16 protein-coding genes are annotated in these 22,632 nt (G+C 72.8%); 2 read left to right on the top strand and 14 right to left on the bottom strand.

What is annotated here, in order from left to right; genetic code table 11:
• Window positions 1–13 precede the first annotated feature (13 nt).
• From D9C15_RS15660 to D9C15_RS15655, 3 genes are read right to left on the bottom strand one after another with little or no spacing between them, the layout of a single operon-like run.
• A complete protein-coding gene (locus tag D9C15_RS15660; RefSeq protein WP_164886740.1) occupies window positions 14–2,824 on the bottom strand; it encodes a tetratricopeptide repeat protein in 2,811 nt (936 codons plus the stop codon).
• The gene (locus D9C15_RS33420; protein ID WP_164886739.1) at window positions 2,821–3,459 is read right to left on the bottom strand and encodes a hypothetical protein; all 639 of its coding nucleotides are present in this window, start codon (window positions 3,457–3,459) and stop codon (window positions 2,821–2,823) included. Before D9C15_RS33420 ends, D9C15_RS15660 begins: the two co-directional genes overlap by 4 nt.
• Window positions 3,460–3,462: 3 nt before the next feature.
• Window positions 3,463–4,065: an RNA polymerase sigma factor gene (locus D9C15_RS15655; protein ID WP_164886738.1), complete on the bottom strand. Its 603-nt coding sequence runs from the start codon at window positions 4,063–4,065 to the stop codon at window positions 3,463–3,465.
• Window positions 4,066–4,245: 180 nt separating this feature from the next.
• Between D9C15_RS15655 and D9C15_RS15650 the strand changes: the two genes are divergently transcribed.
• Window positions 4,246–5,004, top strand: a complete 759-nt coding sequence (locus D9C15_RS15650) for a hypothetical protein (protein ID WP_127998888.1) — start codon at window positions 4,246–4,248, stop codon at window positions 5,002–5,004.
• A 90-nt stretch (window positions 5,005–5,094) separates the two neighbouring features.
• Entirely contained in the window at window positions 5,095–6,825 is a 1,731-nt protein-coding gene (locus D9C15_RS15645; RefSeq protein WP_127998886.1) for a vWA domain-containing protein, read from the top strand.
• On the opposite strand, the gene D9C15_RS15640 is transcribed toward D9C15_RS15645, so the two are convergent.
• The 11 genes from D9C15_RS15640 to D9C15_RS15590 all read right to left on the bottom strand — a co-directional run.
• Complete coding sequence (locus tag D9C15_RS15640) at window positions 6,822–7,322, bottom strand: hypothetical protein (protein WP_127998884.1); 501 nt, start codon at window positions 7,320–7,322, stop codon at window positions 6,822–6,824. The two genes, D9C15_RS15645 and D9C15_RS15640, sit on opposite strands and share 4 nt — an antisense overlap.
• Before the next feature lie 13 nt (window positions 7,323–7,335).
• Window positions 7,336–8,097 (bottom strand): glycine zipper domain-containing protein, encoded by a 762-nt coding sequence (locus D9C15_RS15635; RefSeq protein WP_127998882.1) that lies wholly within the window; start codon window positions 8,095–8,097, stop codon window positions 7,336–7,338.
• On the bottom strand, window positions 8,094–9,647 hold the full coding sequence (locus D9C15_RS15630) for a formylglycine-generating enzyme family protein (RefSeq protein WP_127998880.1): 1,554 nt from the start codon (window positions 9,645–9,647) through the stop codon (window positions 8,094–8,096). The genes D9C15_RS15635 and D9C15_RS15630 overlap by 4 nt, the downstream gene beginning before the upstream one ends.
• Entirely contained in the window at window positions 9,628–10,854 is a 1,227-nt protein-coding gene (locus D9C15_RS15625; RefSeq protein WP_127998879.1) for an ABC transporter permease, read from the bottom strand. The genes D9C15_RS15630 and D9C15_RS15625 overlap by 20 nt, the downstream gene beginning before the upstream one ends.
• Window positions 10,851–11,546, bottom strand: a complete 696-nt coding sequence (locus D9C15_RS15620; RefSeq protein ID WP_127998877.1) for an ABC transporter ATP-binding protein — start codon at window positions 11,544–11,546, stop codon at window positions 10,851–10,853. The genes D9C15_RS15625 and D9C15_RS15620 overlap by 4 nt, the downstream gene beginning before the upstream one ends.
• Window positions 11,546–13,501, bottom strand: a complete 1,956-nt coding sequence (locus D9C15_RS15615; RefSeq protein ID WP_127998875.1) for a vWA domain-containing protein — start codon at window positions 13,499–13,501, stop codon at window positions 11,546–11,548. Before D9C15_RS15615 ends, D9C15_RS15620 begins: the two co-directional genes overlap by 1 nt.
• Before the next feature lie 19 nt (window positions 13,502–13,520).
• A complete protein-coding gene (locus D9C15_RS15610; RefSeq protein ID WP_127998873.1) occupies window positions 13,521–14,600 on the bottom strand; it encodes a tetratricopeptide repeat protein in 1,080 nt (359 codons plus the stop codon).
• A gap of 70 nt (window positions 14,601–14,670) precedes the next feature.
• Window positions 14,671–17,382: a virulence factor SrfC family protein gene (locus D9C15_RS15605; protein ID WP_127998871.1), complete on the bottom strand. Its 2,712-nt coding sequence runs from the start codon at window positions 17,380–17,382 to the stop codon at window positions 14,671–14,673.
• Between the two features lie 4 nt (window positions 17,383–17,386).
• Window positions 17,387–20,446 carry a virulence factor SrfB gene (locus D9C15_RS15600; protein WP_127998869.1) on the bottom strand — a complete coding sequence of 1,020 codons (3,060 nt, stop codon included), beginning with the start codon at window positions 20,444–20,446 and terminating at the stop codon, window positions 17,387–17,389.
• A 35-nt stretch (window positions 20,447–20,481) separates the two neighbouring features.
• Window positions 20,482–21,939, bottom strand: a complete 1,458-nt coding sequence (locus D9C15_RS15595) for a hypothetical protein (protein WP_127998867.1) — start codon at window positions 21,937–21,939, stop codon at window positions 20,482–20,484.
• Between the two features lie 38 nt (window positions 21,940–21,977).
• Window positions 21,978–22,632 (bottom strand): vWA domain-containing protein (locus D9C15_RS15590; RefSeq protein WP_127998865.1); only part of this gene is annotated, 655 nt, incomplete at its 5' end.

Below are 22,632 nucleotides of genomic sequence, written 5' to 3'. Positions count from 1 at the left end.
TTGCCCCCTGGCGTCATCGCCAGTTTCCCATCAGCACGAACGGCGCCCAGTGGTAGGGCGTGCGCCAGTCGGAACCGGCGCCGCGCAGGCGGCCTTCGATCATGTCGCGCTGCACCGCGCCCAGCGCCTGCGCCTTGTTCAGGCCGCGCTCGCCGCGCAGCGCGTAGAACTGCTGCATGAAGCCCGAGGTGCTGGCGTCGTCCACCTTCCACAAGGTGGCCAGCACCGCCTGCGCGCCCTGGTTCTGCGTCTTGGCCGACAGGCTCCCCAGCTCCTGGCCGGTGGCGTCGCGCCCGCCGCCGCGCGCGGTGTCGCAGGCCGAGAAGGTGACCAGGTCGAAGCGACCGAAGGACAGGTCCTCGCGTGCGATGTCGGCCAGCGTCAGGCGGCTCTTGTCGCCCAGGTACAGGCGCGACTTCGCGGGAGCGCCGTTCTCGAGCACGAAATGGCTCGCCACGTGCAGCACGTTGTAGCCGGGCGCGTTCAGCGTGGCGAGCAGCCGCGCGCGGTCGAAGGCGCGGTTCAGCCAGGCCTCGCCGCTCGCCCCGCGTGCCCGCACCACCGCCGCCAGCTCCTGCGGCACGGCCGCCAGTGCCGGCAGGTCGTCGACCGGCTCCGAGAGCCCCATCGCCGCCACCCGCCAGGCCGGCGGCGCCGGCTTCTCGAGCGCCTGGCGCGCCGCCTCGTTGTAGAGCGCGAGCGTGTAGTCCTGCACCAGGTGGCGGCCGCGTTCGTCGAGCAGCGCGGCGAACGGCAGCAGGCGCAGCTGGTCGTCGAGCGAGAGCATCAGCGTGCGGGCGCCGAAGCGCTGCAGGTCGGCCTCGATGGGCGCCACCAGCCAGCCGTGCAGCTCGCGCAGCCCGGCACGCAGCAGGGCCGGGTCGGCGGCCGGGTTGCGCAGCTGCAGCAGCAGACCGGCCAGGCGCGCATGCAGCGCACGCCGACCGATCGGCTGCTGCACCGCGATCGGCGGGCTGCCCGGCAGGCTCAGCACGATCGACAGGCGCTCGTCGCTGACGAGGTACTGCAGCCCCACCGCCGCGGCCGCCGGCTCGCTGGCGGCCAGCGCGTCGACCGCGCGGCGCAGCCGGGTCGCCTCCACGCCTGCCGCCGGCCGGCCCGGCTCCGGCGGCGCGCCGACCATCGCCCGCTCGAGTTCGGCGAAGAAGCGGGTCATCGCCTGCTCGGCCACCGGCATCAGCTGCTCGACGATCTCCTTCAGGCGCGCCGCGTCCGCGGCCGGCAGCGGCGCGCCGGCACGGCGCCGCTCGAGCGCCTGGCGCTCGGCGGCCAGCGCGGCCTGGCGGTCGCGCAGCGCGTAGTAGCGCGCAAAGCGCTCGCGCTCCAGGCCGGTCAGCTCGATGCGCGTGCTGCGCGGGTCGACCGCGCCGCCGCGCTCCAGGCCCTCGTGCAGCTCGGCCTCCTTGAGCATCTGCAGCACTTCCTGCGCCTCGGCGATTCGACCCTGCGCGATCAGCAGGTCGGCCAGCCGGTCGTAGGGCGCGCGCCGGCTCTGCAGGTAGCTGCGCTGCAGCTCGCGCTCGAGCGCGGGCATGCCGCCGCGCAGGCCCTGCAGCGTGTTGACCGCCTCCTTGCCCCACAGGATGGCCAGCTCGCTGCGCCCCGCCGCGGCGTGCAGCTGCGCCAGGTCGGACTGGCCGTGCCAGAGCAGCTCGCGCGCCGCCGGGTCGGCCGCGGCGAGCACGATGCTGTGCTGCAGCTCCTCCTGCGCCGCGTCGCGCTGCCCGTCGGCCAGCAGTGCGAGCGCGATGTTGTGGCGGCTCACGGCGGCCAGCGGATGCTGCGGCCCGAGCATGCGCTCGCGCAGCTGCAGCGCGCGGCGGTGCAGCGGCAGGGCCTCGGCGACGCGGCCGCGCTCCTGGTAGAGGCTGGCCAGGTTGTTGAGCGGGTTGGCGAGGAACGCGTGCGCGGGCCCGAGCTGGCGCTCGACGATCGCGATGCTGCGTTCGTACAGCGGAATGGCCGCGTCGATCCGCCCCTGCGACTCGTGCAGCCCCGCCAGGTTGTTGGCCAGCCGCGCGACCTCGAGGTTGTCCGGGCCGTAGGCGCGCTCAAAGGCGGCGAAGGCCCGCTCCATCGGCGGCAGCGCCTGCTCCGGCTGGCCCAGGCCGCGGTAGACCTCGGCCAGGTTGCTCAGCGCGCGCGCCGTCATCGGATGCTCCGGGCCGGCCAGCTTCTCGTAGATCGCGACGCTGCGCCGGCCGGCCGCGAGCGCCAGGTCGTAGCGGCCGACCTCGAGCTGTGCCGCGCACAGGTTGTTCAGCACCAGCGCGGTGATCGGGTGCTCGGGGCCGAGCTGCTTCTCGACGATGGCCAGCGCCCGCTCGTACATCGCCGCCGCCTGCGCCTGCGGGCCGGCCTGGCGGTACAGCTCGCCCAGGCTGTTCAGGCTGTTGGCGATGTCCAGGTGGTCGGCCGGCAGCAGCCGCTCGCGCAGCGCCAGGCTGCGCTGCAGCAGCGCCTGCGCCTCGGCGAAGCGGCCCAGGCCGACCAGCACCAGGCCGAGCTCGTTGGCCGCGCCGGCCACCTCCAGGTGCTCCGGGCCGTGCAGGCGCTCGGCCAGCGCGAGCGCGCGCTGCGCCAGCGGCAGCGCCTCGGCCAGCCTGCCGCGCTGGCGCAGCAGGTCGGCCAGCGAGCGCAGCGGCTCCAGCACCGCGGGGCCGTCCGGTCCCTGCGCCTGCTCGGCCGCGGCCACGGCGGCAGCGAGTTCAGCCTCCTGCGCGTCGCGGCCCTGCGCTGCCGCGAGGCCGACGGCGGCGCACCCGAGCAGCAGCCCCAGCAGCAGGCGGCGCAGCAGCCTCATCGCGGCGCACGCACCGACAGTTCGAAGGGCGGGTTGCCGTCGGCCTGGAAGCCCGACTCGCGCAGCAGCTGCCGCACCGCGGACAGCCGCGCGGCATCGGGCACCGTCACCAGCAGGCTCCATTCGGCCGCGTTGACCTGCACCCGGACCACCTCCGCGCCGGCGCCGCGCAGCAGGGTCTCGAGCGAGGCCGACTTCGCGGCCGGGTCGGGGGCGGTGATGCTCGTGCCCGGCGCGCCGCGCAGCGTGCGCGACGGGTCGTCGTCGTCACCGCCGGGCAGCGCGAGGCGCAGCGCCAGCACGCTGGCCAGCACCACGCCGGCGGCGATGGCCAGCGGGCGCTGCCACGAGTCGCCCAGCAGCAGCGTGCGCAGGCGCGCGCCCCGGCCGGGCGCGGGCGCCGGGGCCGGCGCGGGCCGGAAGGCACCGGCCGCCTGCAGGCGGGCCTTGAGCGAATCCATGCGCGCGCGCTCCTGCGCGTCGAGGTCCGCGGCGCTCGCCGCCTCGGCCTCGCGCAGGGTGCGCGCCTGGGCCTGCAGCGCCTCGCGCAGCGCACGCGCGCCGGCATCGCCCTCGCGGCGCCCGGCCAGGGCCTCGAACCAGTCTTCCGCGTCACGGTCGGGATCGTTGGCCATTTCTCACCCCGCCGCGGAGAGCACACATTCGTCGTGCCCGCAGTACTTGCGGCACAAGGCCCGCACGTGGCGCAGGATGTAGCTCTTGCGCTCCTTGGCCGCGGCCACGCTGGTCTTGAGGAAGGCGGCCAGCTCCTCGGTGCCCGGGCCGTTCTCCACCCACCACAGCAGCACCTCGACCATGCGGCGGCTGCCCTGGCGCGCCTCGCCCTGCGACTCGAGCTCGCGCAGCACCTGCTGCACGCACAGCGACTGCGCCATGTCCGGGTGCCAGTGCTCGCCGCGCTCGGGCGGGTCGTCGCCGTCGGCGCCGACCGGATCGTCGGCGCGCCCCTCGCCGCGCACCCGGCGCTTGCGCAGTTCGTCGAGACAGCGGTGGCGCGCGATCGAATACATCCAGGTGCCGAGCTTGCTTTCGGCGCGGTAGGACGTCCAGTCGGTGAACACCTTGAAGGCGACCTCCTGCACGATGTCGTCGCGCAGCTCGTCGAACACGCGCAGGTCGCGGCAGGCGCCGCGCGCGATGGTGCGCAGCGCGGGCATCAGCTCGTCCCACAGCGTCGCGTCGCCGGCGCGCATGCGGCGCAGGAACTCCTCTCCCTCCATCTCGGCCCTCCCTCGGGTACCGATCATAGGCAGGCCCGCACGCGCTCGTGTCCATGCCCCTGCGGCGCGCCGCGCGCCGGAACGTCAGGCCGGGCATTCCCTTCCTGACCGGGCGCGGCCTCGTGCGTCGCAAGCGCATGGGCGCCGGTGGGCGGTGCCGCAACGCAGGGAGGTTCGACGATGAAGGCGATCGTTCTGTGCGGCCACGTGATGCTGGCCGTGTTGCTGGGGTGCGCGGGGGCGCAGGCCGAGGCCGGCGAGGCCGGGCGCGCGCGGGCCGCCAGCCTGCTGGAATTCGGCCTCGTGCTCGGCGAGGCGGCGGCCAGCGCTGCGCGCAGCGACGACCCGGCGCGCCGCGGCGAGATCCTGCTCGGCGGCACCGGCGTCGGCGCGCTGCAGGGCTGCGTCGGCGCCGCACTCGAGGTGCTGGCGCAGGGCCCGGCGCGCGGCGCGGCACGCGGCGCCTGCAAGACCGGCGCGGCGGCCGGCGCGGCCGCGGGGGCCGCGGATGCACAGGCGGTGGCCGAGCGCGACGAGCGCAACCGGCGCGAGCTGGCCTCGCTGCGCGAGGCGGCCGAACGGGTGCAGCAGGACAACCAGGCCCTGGCCCGGCTGCTCGCGGCCGCTCAACAGTCGCTGCGCGACGCCCAGGCGCGCCTCGTGCGGCTGCGCGCCGACGTCGACGCGCGCCAGATCTCCGCTGCGCAGGCCGAGGCGCTGCGCCGGCACGAGCAGCAGAACATCGAGTCGCTGCAGGCCGCGCTCGACAGCGCCCGAGCGAGCCGCGCCCGGCATGGCCAGCAGGCGCGCAGCGCCGGCGGCAGCGACGCCGAGTGGCGCGCGCTGGACCAGGAGATCGCCCGCATGGACCGACAGATCGCCGAGCTGGAGCGGCAATTGCTCGCCTGGCAGCGCGCGCTGGCGGTGTCGCGCGCCTGATCGGGGCCGCGGAAGCCCCGGACGCTTCCCGTATATTGCGGGACGGCCGTGCCACGACGCACGGCCGACACGAACCACGGGGAGTCTCGCTTGCCGCAGGGCCTGACCAGGACACGCGCCGACGCCGGCCAGGCGCTGCAGGTCGGCGGCCGCACGCTGACGGCGGCGCACGAGCAGATCGTCGGCGTGCTGCGCAGCCGGCTGGGCCAGAACCACGCCGAGCTGCTGGCCCTGCCCAAGCCCGACGCCGACGGCGGCATCGCCTGGAGCACCAACCTCGCCGGCGCGGTGACGCCGGCCGCGCAGCTGCCCGAGGACGAACGCGGCAAGCTGCAGCAACGCGCCGAACGCTTCCTCGGCGAGATCCGCGGCCTGGCGCAGCAACTGCGCGGCGAGGGCCCGGCCTCGGCGGTGCTGGCGCAGATGCTCGAGCAGGCCACGCGGCAGCCGCCGGGGGACTGGCTCTACAGCGTGGGCGGGCGCCCGGTGCTGGTGCTGTGGGGCCATGCGGCACCGGGCACGGTGGTGGCACCCGCAGCCGCGCCGGCAGCGGCCGCGGCAGCAGCCACGGCGCCGGCCGCGACTGCAGGTGCCCCCGTGGTGCCGCCGCCGGCCGCTCCTGCGGCGGCGGCCGCGGCCGGCTCCGGCGGCTGGAAGCGCTGGCTGCTGTGGGCGCTGCTGGCGCTGGTGCTGCTGTACCTGCTGTTCTTCGCCTGGAAGCGCTGCAGCGAGTCCCCGGTGGCCGACGCCGGCCTGGCCGAGCAGATCGCCCAGGCCGAGGCGCGCAACCGGGCGCTCGAGGAGGAGCTCGCCGCCAAGCGCAACGCCAAGCCTCTGCGCGCCTGCGTGGTCGACCCGGTGCCGCCGGCGGCCTCCGCGCCGGAGCCGATCGCCTCCGCGCCCGAGCCGCCCGCCTCGCAGCCGGCGCCGCCCAAGCCCGACCTGAAGCAGCGCATCGCCGAGGCCGGCAAGGACTGCAAGGCGCTCGCCGCGATGCTGAAGAACGAGCCCGAACTGAAGGGCAACAGCGCACAGGCGAACGCGCTGAAGCAGCAGATCCTGGGCACGATGGCGAAGCACTGCCGCGACGAGGCGATCCGCGAGGCGAAGAACATGTGCCCGGGCCAGCGCCCCAAGGAGCTGGCGCCCGACATGGCGATCGTGTTCGATGCCTCCGGCTCGATGGACTTCAGCGTCGACGTGTCGGACGCGCAGATCAAGCAGCAGGCCGGCGCCGCCGCGGCCGAGGCGCTGATGCGCCAGTTCGGCCTGGGCGGCCTGGCCGGCCCGGCCGGCAATGCGGCGCTGGAGCGCTTCAAGCGCGAGCCCAAGCGCATCACGGTGGCCAAGCGCGCCGCGCTGGGTGTGGTGCAGCGCCTGCCCTCGGACCTGAACACCGGCCTGGTGCTGGTCGAGCAGTGCCCGAACGCGCGCAGCATGGGCATGTACGGGCCGGGCCAGCGCGGCGCGCTGATGGGGCAGATCCAGGGCATCGAGCCGCGCGGCGGCACGCCGCTGGCCGACGGCATCGAGAAGGGCGGCGCGCTGGTCGACGGCGTGACCAAGGACTCGACCATCGTGATCATCTCCGACGGCGTCGAGAGCTGCGGCCGCGACCCCTGCGCCGTGGCCGCGGCGCTCAAGCGCGCCAAGCCGCGGCTGAAGATCAACGTGGTCGACATCACCGGCACCGGCGCCGGCAACTGCGCCGCTCAGATCACCGGCGGTCGCGTGTTCACCGCGCGCAACGCGGCCGAGGTGGTGGAGCAGATGAACCGGGCCACGCAGGATGCGATGGCGCCGGCCGGCTGCAAACCTTAGCTCTTCGTGAGCCCGGCCAGCGCGGCCTCGAGTTCCTTCTTGCGGCGCTCGAGTTCCTTGAGCCGCGCCTCCTTGGCCGCATCGGCCTTGGCGTCGGGCGCGGCGAAGGCGTCGCCCTTGTTCTGCAGGTCGACCGACTGGGTCTCGGCCTTGACCGCGTCCATTTCCTTCTTCAGCTCGTTGTAGCGCGCCTGCGAGACCTGCTTGGCCTTGAGCGCGCTGGCGAGCGCGGCGTCCTGCTTCTTCAGGTCCGACTCGAGGGCGCGGATGCGCTTGTTGTTGCGCTCGATCTCGCGCTCGCGCTGCAGCTTCTGGTCCTGGAGCGAAGTGTTCTGCGCCTGCGCGGTGGCCAGGTCGGTCTTCGCAGCGGCGATGTCGCGCTCCTGCTGGCCGCCGGCGGCGGTGTTGCGCTTGGCGTCGAGGTAGGTGTTGGCAGCGCAGCCCGAGAGCAGCAGCGCGGCTGCCGCCAGCAGCGGCGCGGGACGACGGTGATTCATGCGTGGGCTCCGCTCAGGCACGGGAAACCGCGAGCGCGCGGTTGTAGTCGGCGATGTTCTGCTCGAGCTGCGCCACCTGCCGGTTCATGCGCGCGATCTCGGCGTCCAGGTCGCGCCGCTCCTGCGGCGTGCCGGCGAACTTGGCCGAGGCCTGGGTGTACTGGTCGCGGGTCTTCTTGGCCTGCGTCAGCGTGCCGTTCATCGACTCGATGTTCTGCACCTCGCGCTGGCGCGCCGCCTCGGCCTGCTCGGTGCTGATGCGCTTGGCCTTCAGGTCGTTGCCCAGCGAGGCCAGGCGCGCCTTGCCTTCGTTGAGCACGGCGCCGGAGCTGTCGAGGTAGGCCTGCAGCTTCTGGTTGTCCTGCCGCACGTCGGCGGCGGCGGCCTGCAGCGCACGGATCTCGCTGCGGCCGGCCTGCTCCTTCTTGGCCGTGACGTAGCCGTCGATGCCGCCGATGGTGCCGCCGACCACCGCGCCGCCCACCGCGGCGTTGCGCACTTCCTTCTTGTTGCCGCCGGTGGCCAGCGCAATCAGCGCCCCCGCGGCCGCACCGGCCAGCGCACCGGTGACGATGCCGCCGATCACGGTGTTGTTGAAGCGCTCGGAATCGGCGCGCATCTGCTGCTCGGCCGGCGTCAGCTGCGGGGCCGGCGCGCCGCTGCCCTGGGTCGAGCCGGTCTGCATCGGCCCGGTCGTCTGGCAGGCACTCAGCGTGACGAGCATGGCCGAGGCCACCGCAGTGCAGATCAGACGTTGCGTGAAGAGCGATCTCATTTCCGGGTTCCTTCGAGCTTGGCCAGTTCGGTCACCAGCGCCGCCTTGTCGACCGGCTTGCCCGAGCGAACGCCCTGGCTGGTGCGGACGACCAGATCGACCAGCGGTCCGTAGCCCGGCACGTTGCGGGCCTCGAACTCGCGCTTGAGGATCTCTCCCTGGGCAGTGGTCGAAGGCGCGGGGAAATCTAGACCGATCTGTTTCAGGGTGTCAATCATGTAGTTGAGGGTCGCATCGAGGTTGGACTTGCTGGCCGCGAGGTTGGCCTCGGCGTCCTTCTGCAGCTGGCCGGTGAGCAGCTTGACCGTGGCCTCGGACTGGCGGATGCGCCGCTGGTCTTCGATGATCTTCTGCGCCAGGTAGGCCCCGACGCGGATCTCGCTCTTGGCCGAGCGGTCGCGCTGCTCGTTGCGGGTCTGGATGTTGGCCTTGATGACGCCGCCCACGCCCTCGATGCGCTTCTTCAGCGCCGGGTCGCTGACCGCCTTGGCCAGCGCCTCGACCTCCTTGACCGGATCGGCCAGCGCCTGGGCCGCCGCGCCACTGTCGGACGACGGCAGCTTCTCCCACGCCGTGCGCACCGCCTGCAGTCGCGCGGGCGTGGGCAGCGAGCCCGGCACCAGCACCAGGCGGAAGCCGGTGGCCTTGTCGCGCCGCTCGCCGTTCTTGTCCACCGGCACGTACTCGGTGCGCGCGGCGGCGCGGATGTCGGCCAGCGCGGTGCGGAAGTCGCCGCCCTTGACCGTGTAGCCGCCCGCCTGACCGTGCAGGCGCGAGTGCTTGTTCAGGCGGAAGGCATCGAGCACGAACTCGCCGGCATTGCCCAGCATGTCGTGCAGGCCGAGCGGGTTGGGCTTGAGCAGGCCGACCGCGTTCAGCTCGTTGTTCGACGAGTCGGTGCCGGCATGCCAGACGTAGCGCTGCGCGCCCTCGGGCATCGGGAACATCGGCTGCTCGAAGGTGGCCGCGTCCACCGCCACGCCGCCGCGGGCGGCGAACTCCCACTCGGCCTCGGTGGGCAGGCGCACGAACCCGGGCGCACCGTCCTCGGCGGGCAGCTTGGCCAGCGCGTTCTTCACCAGCCACTCGGAGTAGCGGCCGGCGAAGTAGGCGGCCTCGTTCCAGCTCAGCGCGGTCTTCGGCAGCCGGCCCTCGTCCTTGACGGCCGGGCAGGCAGCACCGAGCGCGTCGTACTGCAGCGCAGTGACCTCGTACTTGCCGATCAGGAAGTAGCGCTGGTTCTTGGTCGCGGTGTCGACGAAGCCGCCGCCGACGTAGTCGTTGCGGCTCGCCTCCACGTAGCCGAAACGCGGCTCGGGCCCGCCGAGCTGCACGCGCCGGTCGTCCAGCACGTCGGCGCTCGGGATGACGACGCGGCGGAACGCCATCGCGCCGCCGCAGGGCATGGGCAGCAGCAGGTCGTCCTTGGCCGGCGCGGGGTTGGACTGCGCCGGCGGCCAGGGCGACTGCGCCCAGGCCGCCAGCGGCAGCAGCAGCGCGGCGCCGGCGCGCCAGCGGATGCGGTGTGGGTCATTGCTCGCGCAGTTCATCGGCAGCCTCCACGTTCGATGCACGCCACCCGCCCGCCAGGGCCGGCAGCACGGAAATGATCACGGCGGCCAGCGTGCCGGCGGCCACCCCGGCCCCGCCCAGCCGCACCGCCGCCTCGCCCACCGCCAAGTGGGCGGCGAAGTAGGTGTTGATCGCCAGCGCCGCCAGAGCGTAAACGCCCAGCGCCAGCAACGCGCCGACCAGTGCCACCGCGACGGAATGCACACAGGGCAGCGCCACCAGCCAGGCGCGGCCATGGCCGGTGAGCTTGAGCAGCGCGTACTCGCGCCGCTTGCGGCGCAGGTCGGCGATCTGCAGCGCGGCCAGCGCGATCACCGCGCCGCTCAGCGTGATCGCCGCGACGAGCCCGAGCACGGTGCGCAGGTTGCGCTGCAGGCCGAGCGTGGCGGCGATCTCGCGCGCGCGGGTGTGGGTCGACACGCCCTCGGACTCGAGCCGCGCCGCCAGCGACTCGACCTCGCGGATCGAGCTGGCGTAGAGACGGAACATCGGGTGCACCGCGCGCGGCGGCGGCGGGCCCGAACCGGCCTCGCCCAGGCCCTCGACGCGGTAGCCGTCGCGCCAGGACTCGATCGCCTCCAGCAGCGCCGGCGCGGCCAGCGCGGCGCGGCCGTCGGAAGCGGCCAGCGGCAGCACGCCGGCCACCGTGACCGCCAGCGCCGCGGTCTCGCTGCGGCCTTCGCGTTCGCGCTGCAGCGGCAGGGTGAGCGCCGTGCCGGCCTGCGCGTTCAGGCGCCGCGCGGCCTCCGCGGTCAGCACCAGGCCGCGGCCGGTGGGCGGCGCGGCGCCGGCCAGCAGCGGGTCGCCCGCGGCGGTGGCGCGCAGGTCGACCGCCACCGGCGCGTTCGCGGCCTCGCTGAACAGTTCCACCAGCGCGGCGGCCGAGCGCACCGTCGGGATCACGAAGCCCACCTCGGGCCAGCGCCGCACACGCTCGAACCAGGCCGCGTCGAAGCGGTTCGCGCCGGTGGCCGCGGGCACCAGCTCGCGCATCAGCGGGTCGCGGTCCTGGCGTTCGATCAAGGTGCCGATCACGCCGCGCTCCAGGCCCCACAGCGTCCACAGCGGCGCCAGCGTCGCAGCCAGCACGCAGGCGGCACAGGCAGCAAGCCAGCGTTCGTGCCACAGGTCATGCCAGGCCAGGCGCAGCAGCTGGCCGAGGCGCAGTGCCGGCCGCCCGCTCATGCAGCGTCCTCCAGCACCACCGCGTGCTGCTGCACCACGCAGGCGCGCAGCGGCACGCCCTTGTCGCGCAGCAGGTCGAGGTCGTGGCTGACGATCACCAGCGCCGCGCCGCTGTCGCGCGCCAGCGAGAGCAGCAGGTCGAGCGCCGCGGGCGCATGGTCGACGCCGAGCGAGGCGGTCGGCTCGTCGGCCAGCAGCAGCGCGGGTCGGTGCGACAGCGCCCGCGCGATCGCCACGCGCTGGCGCTGGCCGATCGAGAGCTGGGCGGGGCGGCGCTCGCCCAGGCCGCGCAGATCGAGCGCGGCGAGCAGGTGCTGCACCCAGGCCTCGTCGCGTGCGCCGAGCAGGCGCTGCGCGAGGCGCACGTTCTCGAGCACCGTGAGGCTGGGCAGCAGCCCGCCGGTCTGCAGCACCACGCCGACGTGCGCGGCGCGCAGCGCGGTGCAGGCATCCACGTCGTCGCGCTGCCAGAGCGCGGCGACGTCGCTGCCCTGCAGCACGAAGGCGCCGAGGCGGCTCGGCCGGCGCAGCAGCGCGAGGACGTCGATCAAGGTGCTCTTGCCGCAGCCCGAGGGCCCGACGATGCCCAGCACCTGCCCGGGCGCAAGCGCGAGCGTGCCGACCTCGATCGCGAACGCCCCGTCGCCGGCGCGCTGGTAGCGCAGGCCCTCGAGGCGGAGTACGTCCGCCATCAGGGCAGCGAGTCGATCGGGACCGGGAACACCTTGTCGCCGTCGGAGGCCGCCGGGTTCAGCTTGACCCAGCGGTCGACGTCGTCGTGGAAGCGCTGGTACAGCGCGACCAGCGACTTCAGGTTGTCGATGATGGCCTGCGACTGGCCGACGCTCATGTTGGTCCAGGTCGAGAAGTCGATGCCCATCACCTGGCTCTGGTAGGGCAGGCCCTCGAGGTACTCGCCCATCAGGCCGGCCTCCTCCAGGTTCTTCGCCTTGCCCTGGCCGAGCTTGCTCGGGTCTCGCCCCATCGCCACCGCGGCGCTGCGCAGCTGGTTGAAGAAGCTGCCCGGATCGAGCTGGGTCTTCTCGTAGGCCTCGACCAGGCGGCGCACGGTGGACTGCAGGTCCGACAGCTGGTTCTTGGTCAGCAGCACACGCACCGTGAAGGCCGGGATCTCGCGATTGCGCACATCGCGGTCGCTCGCCCAGGCCTCGAACATCGCGGGCGACTTGACACCCTGCTGGCGGCCGAGGAAGGCGAGCACCATCGCGCGGCCGACCGCATCCACCGACTCCTGCACCGCGTCGGCCTTGGCGGCCGCCGGCGCGGCGGCCGGTGCGGCGAGTGTCTTCTGCGGCGCCTTGACCTGCTCCACGAGCGCCGTGGCCATCTGCTTCACACCGGCCTCGAAGCGCGCCGGGTCGCCCGCCTCCACCGGAAAGTACAACGGGCCCTTGCCGGGCCAGTCCGACAGGCGCTTGTACTGCGCCTCGCCGAGCGCATGGTCGGCCTTGCCCTCGGGGGTCTTCAGGTGCATCGCGTAGATCGCGACACCGCGTTCCTGCGCATGGGCGCGCATCTGGGCGGTCGACAGCCGGGTCGAGGCGAGCGGCGAGTTGCCCTCGCGCGCGCTCGCATCGCTGATGTAGACCACGTAGCGGCCGCCGAAGTTGTTCCAGTTGATCTTGCGCAGTGCCTCGTCGAGCGCGGCGTAGCCGTCCTCGGCGAAGGCCCGCGTCGAGCTGGCGGTGGCCTTGACCCCCTGCGTGGCGGCCATGAACTGTTCCCGCGTCGCGGTTTGGTTCGGGTCGGCGAAGATCTTCGACAGGTACTCCACGCCCTTGGTCTTGGCCGGGTCGTCCTGGTAGGCCACCAGGCCGAAGCGGATGCGGCTGGCCACCTTGGCGGCCTCCGCCTGGCGCAGCACTTCCTCCATCGCCGCACGCGTGCGGTCGATGTAGGGCTGCATCGACGAGCTGGCGTCGATCACGAACACCACCGCGGCATTGAAGTTGTCGATGCCGGTGCTGTTGTCGACGGCCTGCGCGGGCTGCGCCACCGGCGCGTCGCGTGTCACCGAGGCCACCTTGACCACGCGCGCGCGGTGGCCGGTCTTCAGCACGGTGGAGGCGGCCTCGAGCACCGGCAGCAGGTAGAACTGCTTCTGCAGGTCGACGAACCTGTCGGGCTCGGCGGCGATCACCGGGTGCGTCGGCCCGAGGTTGCCCTTGGCGCCGATCTCCTTGAGCAGCTTGCCGGTCTCGGCGGCGGCGTTGTCGGCATTGACGAAGTCGGTCAGGCCCTGGCGCTCGCGGAAGAACAGCACGCGCTGACGGTTGGTCGGCACCGCGAAGCTGAGCGTGATCATGTGCCTCCAGGGCACCGTGGCATCGGCCGACAGCCAGCCCTGGGTCTTGCCGTCGCTGCCCGCGCCCACCAGCAGCCAGGGCTTGCCGCCGGCGTCTGCCCGTTCGTAGACGAAGAACACCGAGAACGGCTCGAGCGGCTTGCCCGCGGCATCCCCCGCCTTGGCGGCGAGCAGCGCGCCGGGGCGCGTGAGCACCTTCTGGAACAGCGTCTTCTTGCCGTCCATCAGCAGCGGCGCCTTGCCCTGCGCCCACAACGGCGGCGCGCTCAGCGAACCGCCCAGCCCGGCCAGCGCGACCAGCTCGCGGCGTCGGATCGGCATCTCGTCGTTCTCCCTGAAGTCAGCGCGCGAGTTCTTCCTTGGCCAGCGCATTGCCCTGCTCGGCCGCCTTGCGCAGCCAGGCCAGGCCCTGCTCGGGGCCGTCGGCCGCATCGGTGCGGCCGAGCTTGAGCAGCATGCCGTAGCGGTACTGCGATTCGGGGTCGCCGGCCTCGGCGGCCTGCCTGTGCCAGCGCGCCGCCTCCGTCGGGTTGGGCGCCGGCAGCGGGCTCTTCTCCTTGGACCAGGTGTCCGGGTCGTAGAAGGTGCCGAGCACCCGCGCCGCGCCGTTGTCGCCCTTGTCGGCGGCGTAGCGGTAGAGCAGGAACTGGCAGTCGAGCAGCTCGCCCTTGCCGGCGAGCTTGTCGGCCTCGGCCTTGGCGGCGGCCGGCTCGGGGTTGCCCGCCACCAGTCGGCGGCAGGCGTCCATCGTCATCGCCTGCCCCGGCGCACCCGGCATCAGGTAATAGCCCGCCACGCCGCCCACCAGGGCCAGCAGCACCACCACCGGGATCAGCCACTTCTTCCCTGAAGGCGCCGGGGCCGGCGGCGGATCGATGGGCGGCTCAACCCGCGGCGGATCCACCGGCGCCTCGAACACCGGCTCGGCCGGCACCACCGCCTCCACCACCGGCGCCGGGGCCGCCTCGACCACCGGCGGCAGCGGGTCGGCCGCGCCCATGGGCGGCGCCACCAGCGGGCCGCGCGGGCCGGCCGGCGGCATCCAACCCTGCGGTTTGCTGGTCGGCCGGCGCAACGCCGCCGGCACGGTGAACACCTCGTCGAGCTCCACGCCCTCGGCCTGGCGCAGGCGCAGCTTGTAGGGCTGGTTGGCGCGCAGGTGGTAGCTCACGCCGTAGTCGATCTCGAGCCACAGCGCGTTGCCCTGGCGCCGCGGGGCGAGCGGGTGGAAACGGTAGACCGAGGTGCTCCAGGGCTCGTCCGGGTTGCGCGGGTCGAGGTAGCGCTCGGTCGGCCCGGGCTGGATGATCGAAATCTCCAGGTCCTCGGGCCGCGTCAGCGGCGCCACACCGGGCCCGCTGACCTGGAAGGCGGCGGTGCCGGGCGGATGCTGGTCGATCTGGATCAGGCGGGTCGGCATGGTGCGCGGCGGTGAGTCTGCGAGCGGATGTTAACGGCGCTTAACGGCGATCAGCGGCGACCCCGCCGCACTACGCCTTGACCTGCGTGGCCGGCGCCATCTCGACCAGGATGTCGCCCAGCGCGCGGTTGTCCTCCTCCTCGATCTCGCGGCCGCCGGCGAAGCTGATGTTGTCCAGGCCGAGCTGGCGCAGCGCCACGCCCCAGTCGAGGAAGTAGTCGCGCTCCAGCGGCGCACGCGTCGGCCCGAGCGCGGGGATCGAGCCGCGCGGCGGCAGCGGCGGTGCCGGGAACACGCCGCGCAGGCGCGGCTTGGGCGGCTCGGGCACCGCCGGGCGCTCGAGCGCCGGCAGCTCGCCGAAGCCGAGGTGCGAGACGTAGTCGTTGATGATCATCGCGGCGATGCCGGCGGCGCGGTCGGCCACCTCGTCCCAGCGCACGTTGGCCGCCGCCACCTGGGTGCGGATGCGCTCGGCGATGCGCTCGATCAGCTGGTTGCGGTGCGCGCCGATCACCAGTTCGTCGGCCAGCGCGATGACCAGCGGCGCGTCCAGGCCCATCGCCGTCAGCGCCTGGGCATCGCTCGCCAGGCCGCGCACGCGCTCGGTCCACAGGTTCAGCACGTGGGTGGCGAAATGGTCGGAGCGGTCGCGCTGGCGGCGCGGCGGCGGCGGGGCCGCGACGGCCTGCGCGCTCGCCTCGGTGGAGGTGTCGGCCCAGGGGTCGTCCCAGGGGTCGGCCTCGGCGCCGGCCTCGGCCGCCTCGGCCGGGGCCACCTCCTCGATCTTCAGCGAGGCCACGTTGAGGAACGCGCCGCGCACGTCCGCCTCGACCAGCTTCATGCAGGCCAGCAGCTGCGCGAAGTTGCGGAACGCACGGTCGTTGCAGACCTTGTAGAGCCGGCGCCGCAGGTTCATCAGCTCGGCTTCCTTCTCCTTGCGCGAGGCGTCGTCGCCGGCCTGGTAGAAGCGCCGCAGCCGGCCGTCCAGCAGCACCGCCATGTCGACCAGCCGGCCCGCGAGCTGGCGCGTCTTGAGCGTCGGCGAGAGCACGCGCTCGAGCTGCTCGACCAGGAAGCTGACGCCGCCGTCGTTGAAGCTCATCGCCGAGTCCCACGACAGGCCGGGGTCGCGGAAGTGCTTCTTCGCCTTCTCGCCTTCCAGCAGGCCGGCGCGGTTGGCGGCCAGCCGCTCGCGCGCCTGCGCGGCGATGCCGGTCTCGCGCCGCTCCTTGCCCTCGCCGGCGTACTCGAACACGCCGTCCAGCGGGAACTCCGGGTTGCGCAGGAAGAAGGTGTTGTTGAAGGGCTGGCCGTTCCAGTCCTGCAGCCAGTCCTCCTGCTTGTAGAGCTGGTACATCGAGGCCTCCAGGCGCGTCTCGATGCGGTTGCGCAGCGCCTCGGGCGTGTCGCCCGGCTTGGGCATCAGCTCGATGTCGAACTTGGTCAGCACGAAGAACAGCGCGCAGGCGAGCTTCGAGCGCGCGACGGCCGTGTCGCCATGCGTCTGCGCGACCCAGTGGCGCACCAGCGAGCTGAGGTCCTTCACCTCGGCGTTGGAGGGCGGCATGCACAGCAGCATGCAGGTCAGCTCGCGTTCCTCGGTGTAGCGCTGGAACAGGTACGAGACCTTGCCGCGCCGCACCATGTTGCGCACGCACTCGCTGCGCTTGTCGGGCTCGGGCGGCAGGTCGAGCATCTGCTCGCGCGAGCGCGCGCCGGGGAAGTCGAGCAGGTCGGTGTGCTCGAAGAAGGCCCAGGGCTGGTGCGCCATCACGATGCGCAGCTCGGCCACCAGCGCGCACAGCGTGGCGCGCGGGATCTCCACCGGCCGGCCGTCCGCGCCCTTGGCGTCCACCGGCAGCACCTTGAGCAGGTCCTTCTGGTCCTCCGGCGTGCCGAGGTGGTCCTTCAGGATGTCGACGTCGATGATGCTGCGCGCGCGCGGGATCAGGCACTCGATCGTCGCGCGTGCATTGGCGGCATGGCCGAGCTTGTCGAGCGCAGCCTGCATCAGCACGAACAGCTCGGTGATGTCCTTGCCCTTCGCGCCGCCCCACAGCAGCGCGTAGAGCTCGGTGCGCTGCGGCGTGCCCAGGCGGTGGCCGAAGCGCGTCAGCGCGTCCCAGTAGCCGGCGCGCGACAGCGGGCCGATCGAGGTCGAGTAGTTCGCCTTGAAGTACTCGCCGATGTCGAACATCAGGATCTCGTCCAGGTGCGGCTGCACCGGACCGGCGGCCGCCTCCAGGCGCACCAGCACGCTGCGGATGTCCTCCTCGCTGGGCAGGCCGAGCTTGCGGTTGTGCTGGTCGAAATCGGACAGGAAGCTGTTGCCCAGGATCTTCACCAGGTCGGTCTCGGTCAGCAGGCGCAGCTCCACCGGGAAGGCCGTGTCCTTCGTGCCCTTGACGATGGTGAAGCGGGTGACCAGGCCGGTGGCCTCCTTGCCGCCCTCGGGGTTGATCTCCTGGATGAAGTTGGTCAGCCGGCCGGGGAAGTCGACGATCAGCGGCTGGTCGCGGCTCTTGCCGAGCACCGAGACAAGGTAGGACTTGCCGGCCTGGCTCGGCCCGAACACGCCCGCGCTGTTGCGCCGGCCGGACGAGGAGGCGAGCTTGCGCGCCAGGTTCTCGGCGCGCCGCGTGGCCTCCACCAGCGAGTGCTCCTCGTTGGCCACCGAGGTGGCGCTCTGCGCCAGCCGGCCGACCCAGCCGCGTGCCTTGCGGCTGGCGGATTCGAGCGCCTTGGCGCCGTCGTGCAGGGCTTGTTGGATCGGGTCGATCATCGCTTTAGCTCCCGAGCAGGATGCCGGTGTCCAGCCAGTAGCCCTGCTGGTGGCTGATGGTCTGCAGACGCAGGCGCAGCTTGTCCTTCGGCACGGTGCGGTCCTCGCGGTCCTTCACGCCCATGATCTCGAGGTTGGGGTTGTCCAGGTACTCCTCGCCGGTGACCTTGTTGGTCACCTTGCGGCCGGCGCGCTTGAGCGTGATGCGCAGCGGCGTCTGCGGGTTCAGCGCACGCGCCTCGTCGGGCGAGGCGTAGTCGATGTGGTAGAGCCGCGAGCCCGGCCACCAGTCCACCGGCAGCTGGCGGAAGCCCAGCGGCATCGGCCCGCGGAACTCGAAGGCACGGTCCTCGGGCAGCGCGTAGTTGACGTTGTCCAGGTCCAGGTCGTCGAAGAACTCGTCGTCCTTCAGCAGCCGGTTGCTCTGGTCGAGCTTGCCGAAGTAGCGCGCGGTCGAGCGCGGGCGCAGCTGGTCGGAGCGGAAGTTGAAGTTCTGCAGACCGCCGTTGCCCAGCAGGCAGATCATCGCGCCCACCGCGGCAGTGGTCTTGGGGTCGCCCACCGTGGCGCGGAAGTCGCGGAACGGGTACCACTGGCCGACCCGGAACAGGTGCAGCGGCAGCACGCGGTGCGAGGGCAGCGCCGCGCTCTCCTCGAGGATCGCGCGCACCGCCGGCAGGCGCGAGGTGCGGCCCGAGAGGATCAGCATGTCGCAGCGGTAGCGGTGCACGATCTCGCCCAGCGCCTGCAGCATCTCGAGGAACACGCTGCGGATGGTGCGGTCGACGTCGGGCAGCGAGATCTCGAACTCCATGTCCTGCAGCCGGAAGTCCTTCGCGCCGAACTTGCCGAGTTCGGTGTTGAAGTAGCTCAGCAGCTCGGGCGTGGGCAGCGTGTCCAGGGTGAAGAAGTCGGCGAAGCGGCGCACCGTCACCGGCGCCGGCTGCAGCGCGTCGTAGCCCTCGTACTCGGCCAGCAGGCCGAGTGCGATCGGCGCGGCGATCTGCGCCGCGAACTGCTGGCGCCGCACCAGCTCGACGGCCTTCATGTCGCCGCGGTCGCCGCCGATCAGCTGGTTGAGCGCGTAGTCGGCGCGTTCGCCCATGCCGAGCGCGCGCAGCTTCTTCAGGATCGGGTCGACCACGTGCTCGCGCACCACGCGCAGCAGCGCGTCGTCGCCGGCCAGGTTGAAGCCCTCGCGGAACTCCTGCAGCGGCGTGAGCGTGACGTTGGCGCCCGGCTTGCCGTCCACCGCCACCGAGGTCACCACCAGGTCGGTGGTGCCGCCGCCCAGGTCGATGGTGGCCAGGCGGAAGCCGTCGCCGGCGGCCGGATCGAGCTGGTTCTCGGGGTGGCGCACGCTGCGGAAGAAGGCCCGTGCATCGCCCGAGTAGTTGAGCGCCACCTGCGTGTACAGGTAGACCGCCTGCGTGGCGGTGGCCTCGTCCCACTGCAGGATGACCTCGGGCCCCTGGTCCTCGCGTTCGGCCCGGATGCGGCCCTCGGCGGTGTAGGCCATGTAGGCGCTGCCGTCGTCGCGGTACTGCAGTTGCGCCAGGCCGAGCGAGAGGTAGGCCATGTCGCGCGCCGCCTCGGCCTGCTCCTTCAGGATGTGGCGCTCGGCCAGCGGCATCGCGGTCGGCATGGTCATGATGATGCGGCGCAGCCGGCGCGGCAGGTTGGCATTGGCCGGGCGGCGCAGCCGGTGCATCGGCGAGTTCATCATCGAGATCGCCTGCACGAAGATCTCGGCCAGCGCGAAGGCGGTCAGGTTGCGCCGCGAGTACAGCGCGCGGATCGCCGGGAAACCCTTGTCGGGCTTGTGCGCCAGGGTGTAGGCGTCGATGCGGTGCAGCGGCTCGCCGAGGTCGTTGACCAGCGTGGTGAAGGCCACGCCGGTGGCGTAGTCGGACTGCCCGGCCTCGGTGGTGGCGGCGTTGAAGCGCCAGGAGTCGCGCCGCGCGTCCTCGTCCCACAGGTAGCGCTTCGGGCTCGACAGGCCCGACGAGCCTTCGGTGCCCGAGCGCCGCGCGGCCAGCCGCGCCGCCTCCACGCCGACGCGCACCACGGTCGGCCAGCCGAAGGCCTCGGAGCGGCCACTGCGGATCGACAGGTGGTCGCGCCCGAACTGCGCGCGCGCGAACTCGAAGCGGCTCGGGAACGGATCGTCGTAGACATGCTCGGCGCGGCTCAGGTCGCGCAGCTGCAGCTTGATCGACTTGGTGATGTCGACGCCCAGCGCCTCCGGGTCGGTCTCGATCAGCAGGCCGCAGCTGCGCGAGTTGCCGAGGTCGAGCACCAGGTCGACGTCGATCGGCGGCGTGCGCGGCTCGGTGATGCGGTCCACCAGCTGGAAGGCGGGCACGATGTCCAGGCTGTGCAGCAGGTCGACGAAGGCCTTGTAGCGCGCCACGTGCTCGTTGCTGCCCTGCATCTGGTCGTGCACCTCCTCGTCGGCGAGCGAACGCGCGCTGTACTGGCGGCGCCGGCGCTCCTCGCGCTCGAGCATCTCCTTGAAGGTCTCGTAGCACCAGTCCTTGACCCAGCTCTCGGCGTAGTACCAGTCCACCGCGTCCTGCGGGCCGGGCAAGGCGAACTTGTGGCCGTTGCGCGCGTCGCCCGGCGAGGGCGCGAGGTAGGCCTCGCTCTCGATGAACTCGAGCAGCGTGGTGTCGCAGGCGATCACCAGGCGGTAGGTGTTGCCGTCCGGGTCGGGCTCGTCGAGCTTGGCCAGGTAGGCACGCGCCCAGTTGGTCGGCCCGCGGTGGTAGCCCTGTGCCTCGCGCCGCAGCAGCGGCAGGGGCATCCAGACCCGGTTGAACATCTGCTCGAGCGACTTCAGGTCGGTCGAGTAGGACTCCACGCCGCGCGGCTCCTCGTCGCCGCGGCGCACGCACGGCGGCGTGTTCTCGTTGTTCAGCGTGGTGCGCGGGTCGAACCAGCCCCATTCGCGCGGCACCTCGCTGGTCTTGCCGATCGAGAAGCCGAAGTCGAGGAACTGCACCCCGGTGCCCGGGATGAGCGGCACGACCTCGTGGAATTTCATCAGTTCGTTGAATGCCATGGTGGGGCGTCCGTGTGCGGGTCAGGGCTGGCGGGTCACTGGCGCTTCATGCCCATGTAGTAGCGGCTGCCGTCGGCGTTGACACCGTAACACTGCGTCTGGCCGCTCTGCTCCTTCTGGCACTCGATCTTGGGGGCGCCGTAGGAGCTGCCGTCGTTGCACGGGATCGACTGGTTGCCCTGGATGCCGAGCTTGCCGCCGGCCATGCGCCCGGTCACCGGGCCCTGGCAGACCACGCCGTCGGGCCGGCGCACCGAGACCTCGCCCTGCCCGTCCTTGCCGAAGCGGAAGCCCAGGTCCAGCGGCTGCTGCGTGCGCTTGTCGACCAGCCCCTCGCCGGCCTTCCACTGGCCTTCGAGGAAGTCCATCTTCTTCTGCGCGTTCGGGTCGTCGGGCATCTTCATGTCCTTCGGGTTCGGCGGCGTCGGCGGGTCGGTCCGGGCCTTCGGGTCCTTCGGATCCGTGGGCGGCTTGGGCGGGTCGGTCTTGGGATCGGGCGGCGGCTCGGTCTTCGGCGGCTTGTCCTCGGGCGGCGGCTCCTTCTGGTCCGGCGGCACGGGCGGCTCGGTCTTCGGCTCCTTGCCCTCGGGCGGCAGGGCCAGGTCGGGCTGCGACGCACCGGGCAGCGGCGGCTCGGCGCCCGGCGGCGTTCCCGGCGGCACGCCGCCGTCCGGCCCGGTGCCACCCGGTCCACCCGGTGCACCCGGCAGGGCCGGCCCGCCCGGGCCCTCGGCACGCCGCTCCGGCGGCGGCTCGGAGGCCGCGTCGTCGGGCGGCGCCAGGCCGGGGATGGCGCGCTTCAGGTCGAGCCCGCCGCCGGGCACGCAGGCGCGCGGCAGGAGCAGCAGCAAGGCCAGCAGCAGCAGCGCGAGCAGCAGCCACAGCAGCCACCACCACCAGGGCCGCTTGCGCTTCTCCTCGACCGGCATGGCCGCCGGCAGCGGCTCGACCGGTGCCGGCGCGGCGGCGGACAGGCGCGGCGCGAGCAGCGCCGGGTCGACGGCGCGACCGTCCGGGTCGGTGAAGCCCCAGAACGCGATCACCGGCTGATCGCCGACGAAGAACAGGAAGTCGCCGCTGCCCGGCACCTTCATTGCCTGCTCGAGCAGGCTGGCGAACGCGGCCGCGCCACCCGGCGCCGGCGGCTGGCCGGGCGCGCTTGCCTGGCCCTGCGTGCGCAGCTGCTGCACGAATTCCACGAGCTGCCTGTGGATCTCGTCCAGCGCCTTCTGACCGGCCTCGAACTCCGCGCCCTGCAGGTCGAACAGCTTTCGCACCTCGCCGGGCACCTCGGCGCTCCAGCGCAGCTCGCCGGCATCGGCGTCGTAGACCGGCTTGGCGAAGTAGTTGGCGAAGCGCTCGCCCTTCTTCGAGCGCAGCATCGCGCGCATCTGCACGTAGCTCTGGTACGCCGGTTTGCCGAACGCACCGTAGGAGCGGTAGCGGTCGATCTTGTCGCGCGCAAGCAGCGCGCCGGTGGTCGGTGAGTTCATGGTGCTCCCACGGCCTGTTGTTCGTTGCGTGCCATCGGTCAAGGGCAGTTGGCGGTGCCGGCCGCCTCGCGCATCTTGCGGTTCATGTCCAGCGGATCGCCCGGGCTGAGCAGTCGCCCGCCGCCGGCCGAGGCGATGCATTGCAGCACCTGGCGGTCCTTGGGCGATTCGGACAGGTCGATGACGTTGATGGTGACATTCGGCTTGGCCGCTTTCACGGACCGTGCCACCGCGCAGGGATCGCCGCCACAGGAGTCTCCCCCATCGCTGACGATCACCAGCATGCTGGGCGCGGAGTCGGAGGCCACGGTGCCGGCGCGCCGGATCGCGTCGGCCAGCGGCGTGCCCTGCTTCGGCGCGAGGGCGTTGATCTCGCCGACCAGCGCGCCGCGCTCGGCCGAGGGATAGAAGCGGTCGCGCCGCACCTGGCCGCAGGCCGCGAAGTCGACCAGGCCGACGTCGACGTCCGACGGCAGCGCCCGCACCATGGACTCGGCGGCGCGCTTGGCGGCGTCGAGCCGGCTCGGGCTGCTGCCGAAAGGCTGGCGCATGCTGCCGGAGGCGTCGAAGATCATCACCACCTCCGGTTCGTCGCCCGGCCGGCGCGCGGTGCAGCCGGCCGGGCGCGCCGGTTCGGCGGCGGCGCGCGGGGGCTCGGCGGGCGCCGGGGCCGGCGCGGGCCGTGCGGCCGAG

The sequence above is a fragment of the Piscinibacter defluvii genome, assembly GCF_004011805.1.
In the GTDB taxonomy this organism is placed as follows: domain Bacteria; phylum Pseudomonadota; class Gammaproteobacteria; order Burkholderiales; family Burkholderiaceae_C; genus Piscinibacter; species Piscinibacter defluvii.
The sequence above is the reverse complement of the archived record's forward strand: the minus strand, read 5'-3'. Positions and strand labels throughout refer to the sequence as shown.

Bases quoted from the DNA above. Each gene is read 5' to 3' on its own strand.
- D9C15_RS15660 (WP_164886740.1), bottom strand. From the start codon at position 2,824: ATGAGGCTGCTGCGCCGCCTGCTGCTGGGGCTGCTGCTCGGGTGCGCC.
- D9C15_RS15635 (WP_127998882.1), bottom strand. From the start codon at position 8,097: ATGAGATCGCTCTTCACGCAACGTCTGATCTGCACTGCGGTGGCCTCG.
- D9C15_RS15620 (WP_127998877.1), bottom strand. From the start codon at position 11,546: ATGGCGGACGTACTCCGCCTCGAGGGCCTGCGCTACCAGCGCGCCGGC.
- D9C15_RS15610 (WP_127998873.1), bottom strand. From the start codon at position 14,600: ATGCCGACCCGCCTGATCCAGATCGACCAGCATCCGCCCGGCACCGCC.
- D9C15_RS15650 (WP_127998888.1), top strand. From the start codon at position 4,246: ATGAAGGCGATCGTTCTGTGCGGCCACGTGATGCTGGCCGTGTTGCTG.
- D9C15_RS15615 (WP_127998875.1), bottom strand. From the start codon at position 13,501: ATGCCGATCCGACGCCGCGAGCTGGTCGCGCTGGCCGGGCTGGGCGGT.
- D9C15_RS15600 (WP_127998869.1), bottom strand. From the start codon at position 20,446: ATGGCATTCAACGAACTGATGAAATTCCACGAGGTCGTGCCGCTCATC.
- D9C15_RS33420 (WP_164886739.1), bottom strand. From the start codon at position 3,459: ATGGCCAACGATCCCGACCGTGACGCGGAAGACTGGTTCGAGGCCCTG.
- D9C15_RS15625 (WP_127998879.1), bottom strand. From the start codon at position 10,854: ATGAGCGGGCGGCCGGCACTGCGCCTCGGCCAGCTGCTGCGCCTGGCC.
- D9C15_RS15630 (WP_127998880.1), bottom strand. From the start codon at position 9,647: ATGAACTGCGCGAGCAATGACCCACACCGCATCCGCTGGCGCGCCGGC.
- D9C15_RS15640 (WP_127998884.1), bottom strand. From the start codon at position 7,322: ATGAATCACCGTCGTCCCGCGCCGCTGCTGGCGGCAGCCGCGCTGCTG.
- D9C15_RS15605 (WP_127998871.1), bottom strand. From the start codon at position 17,382: ATGATCGACCCGATCCAACAAGCCCTGCACGACGGCGCCAAGGCGCTC.
- D9C15_RS15655 (WP_164886738.1), bottom strand. From the start codon at position 4,065: ATGGAGGGAGAGGAGTTCCTGCGCCGCATGCGCGCCGGCGACGCGACG.
- D9C15_RS15595 (WP_127998867.1), bottom strand. From the start codon at position 21,939: ATGAACTCACCGACCACCGGCGCGCTGCTTGCGCGCGACAAGATCGAC.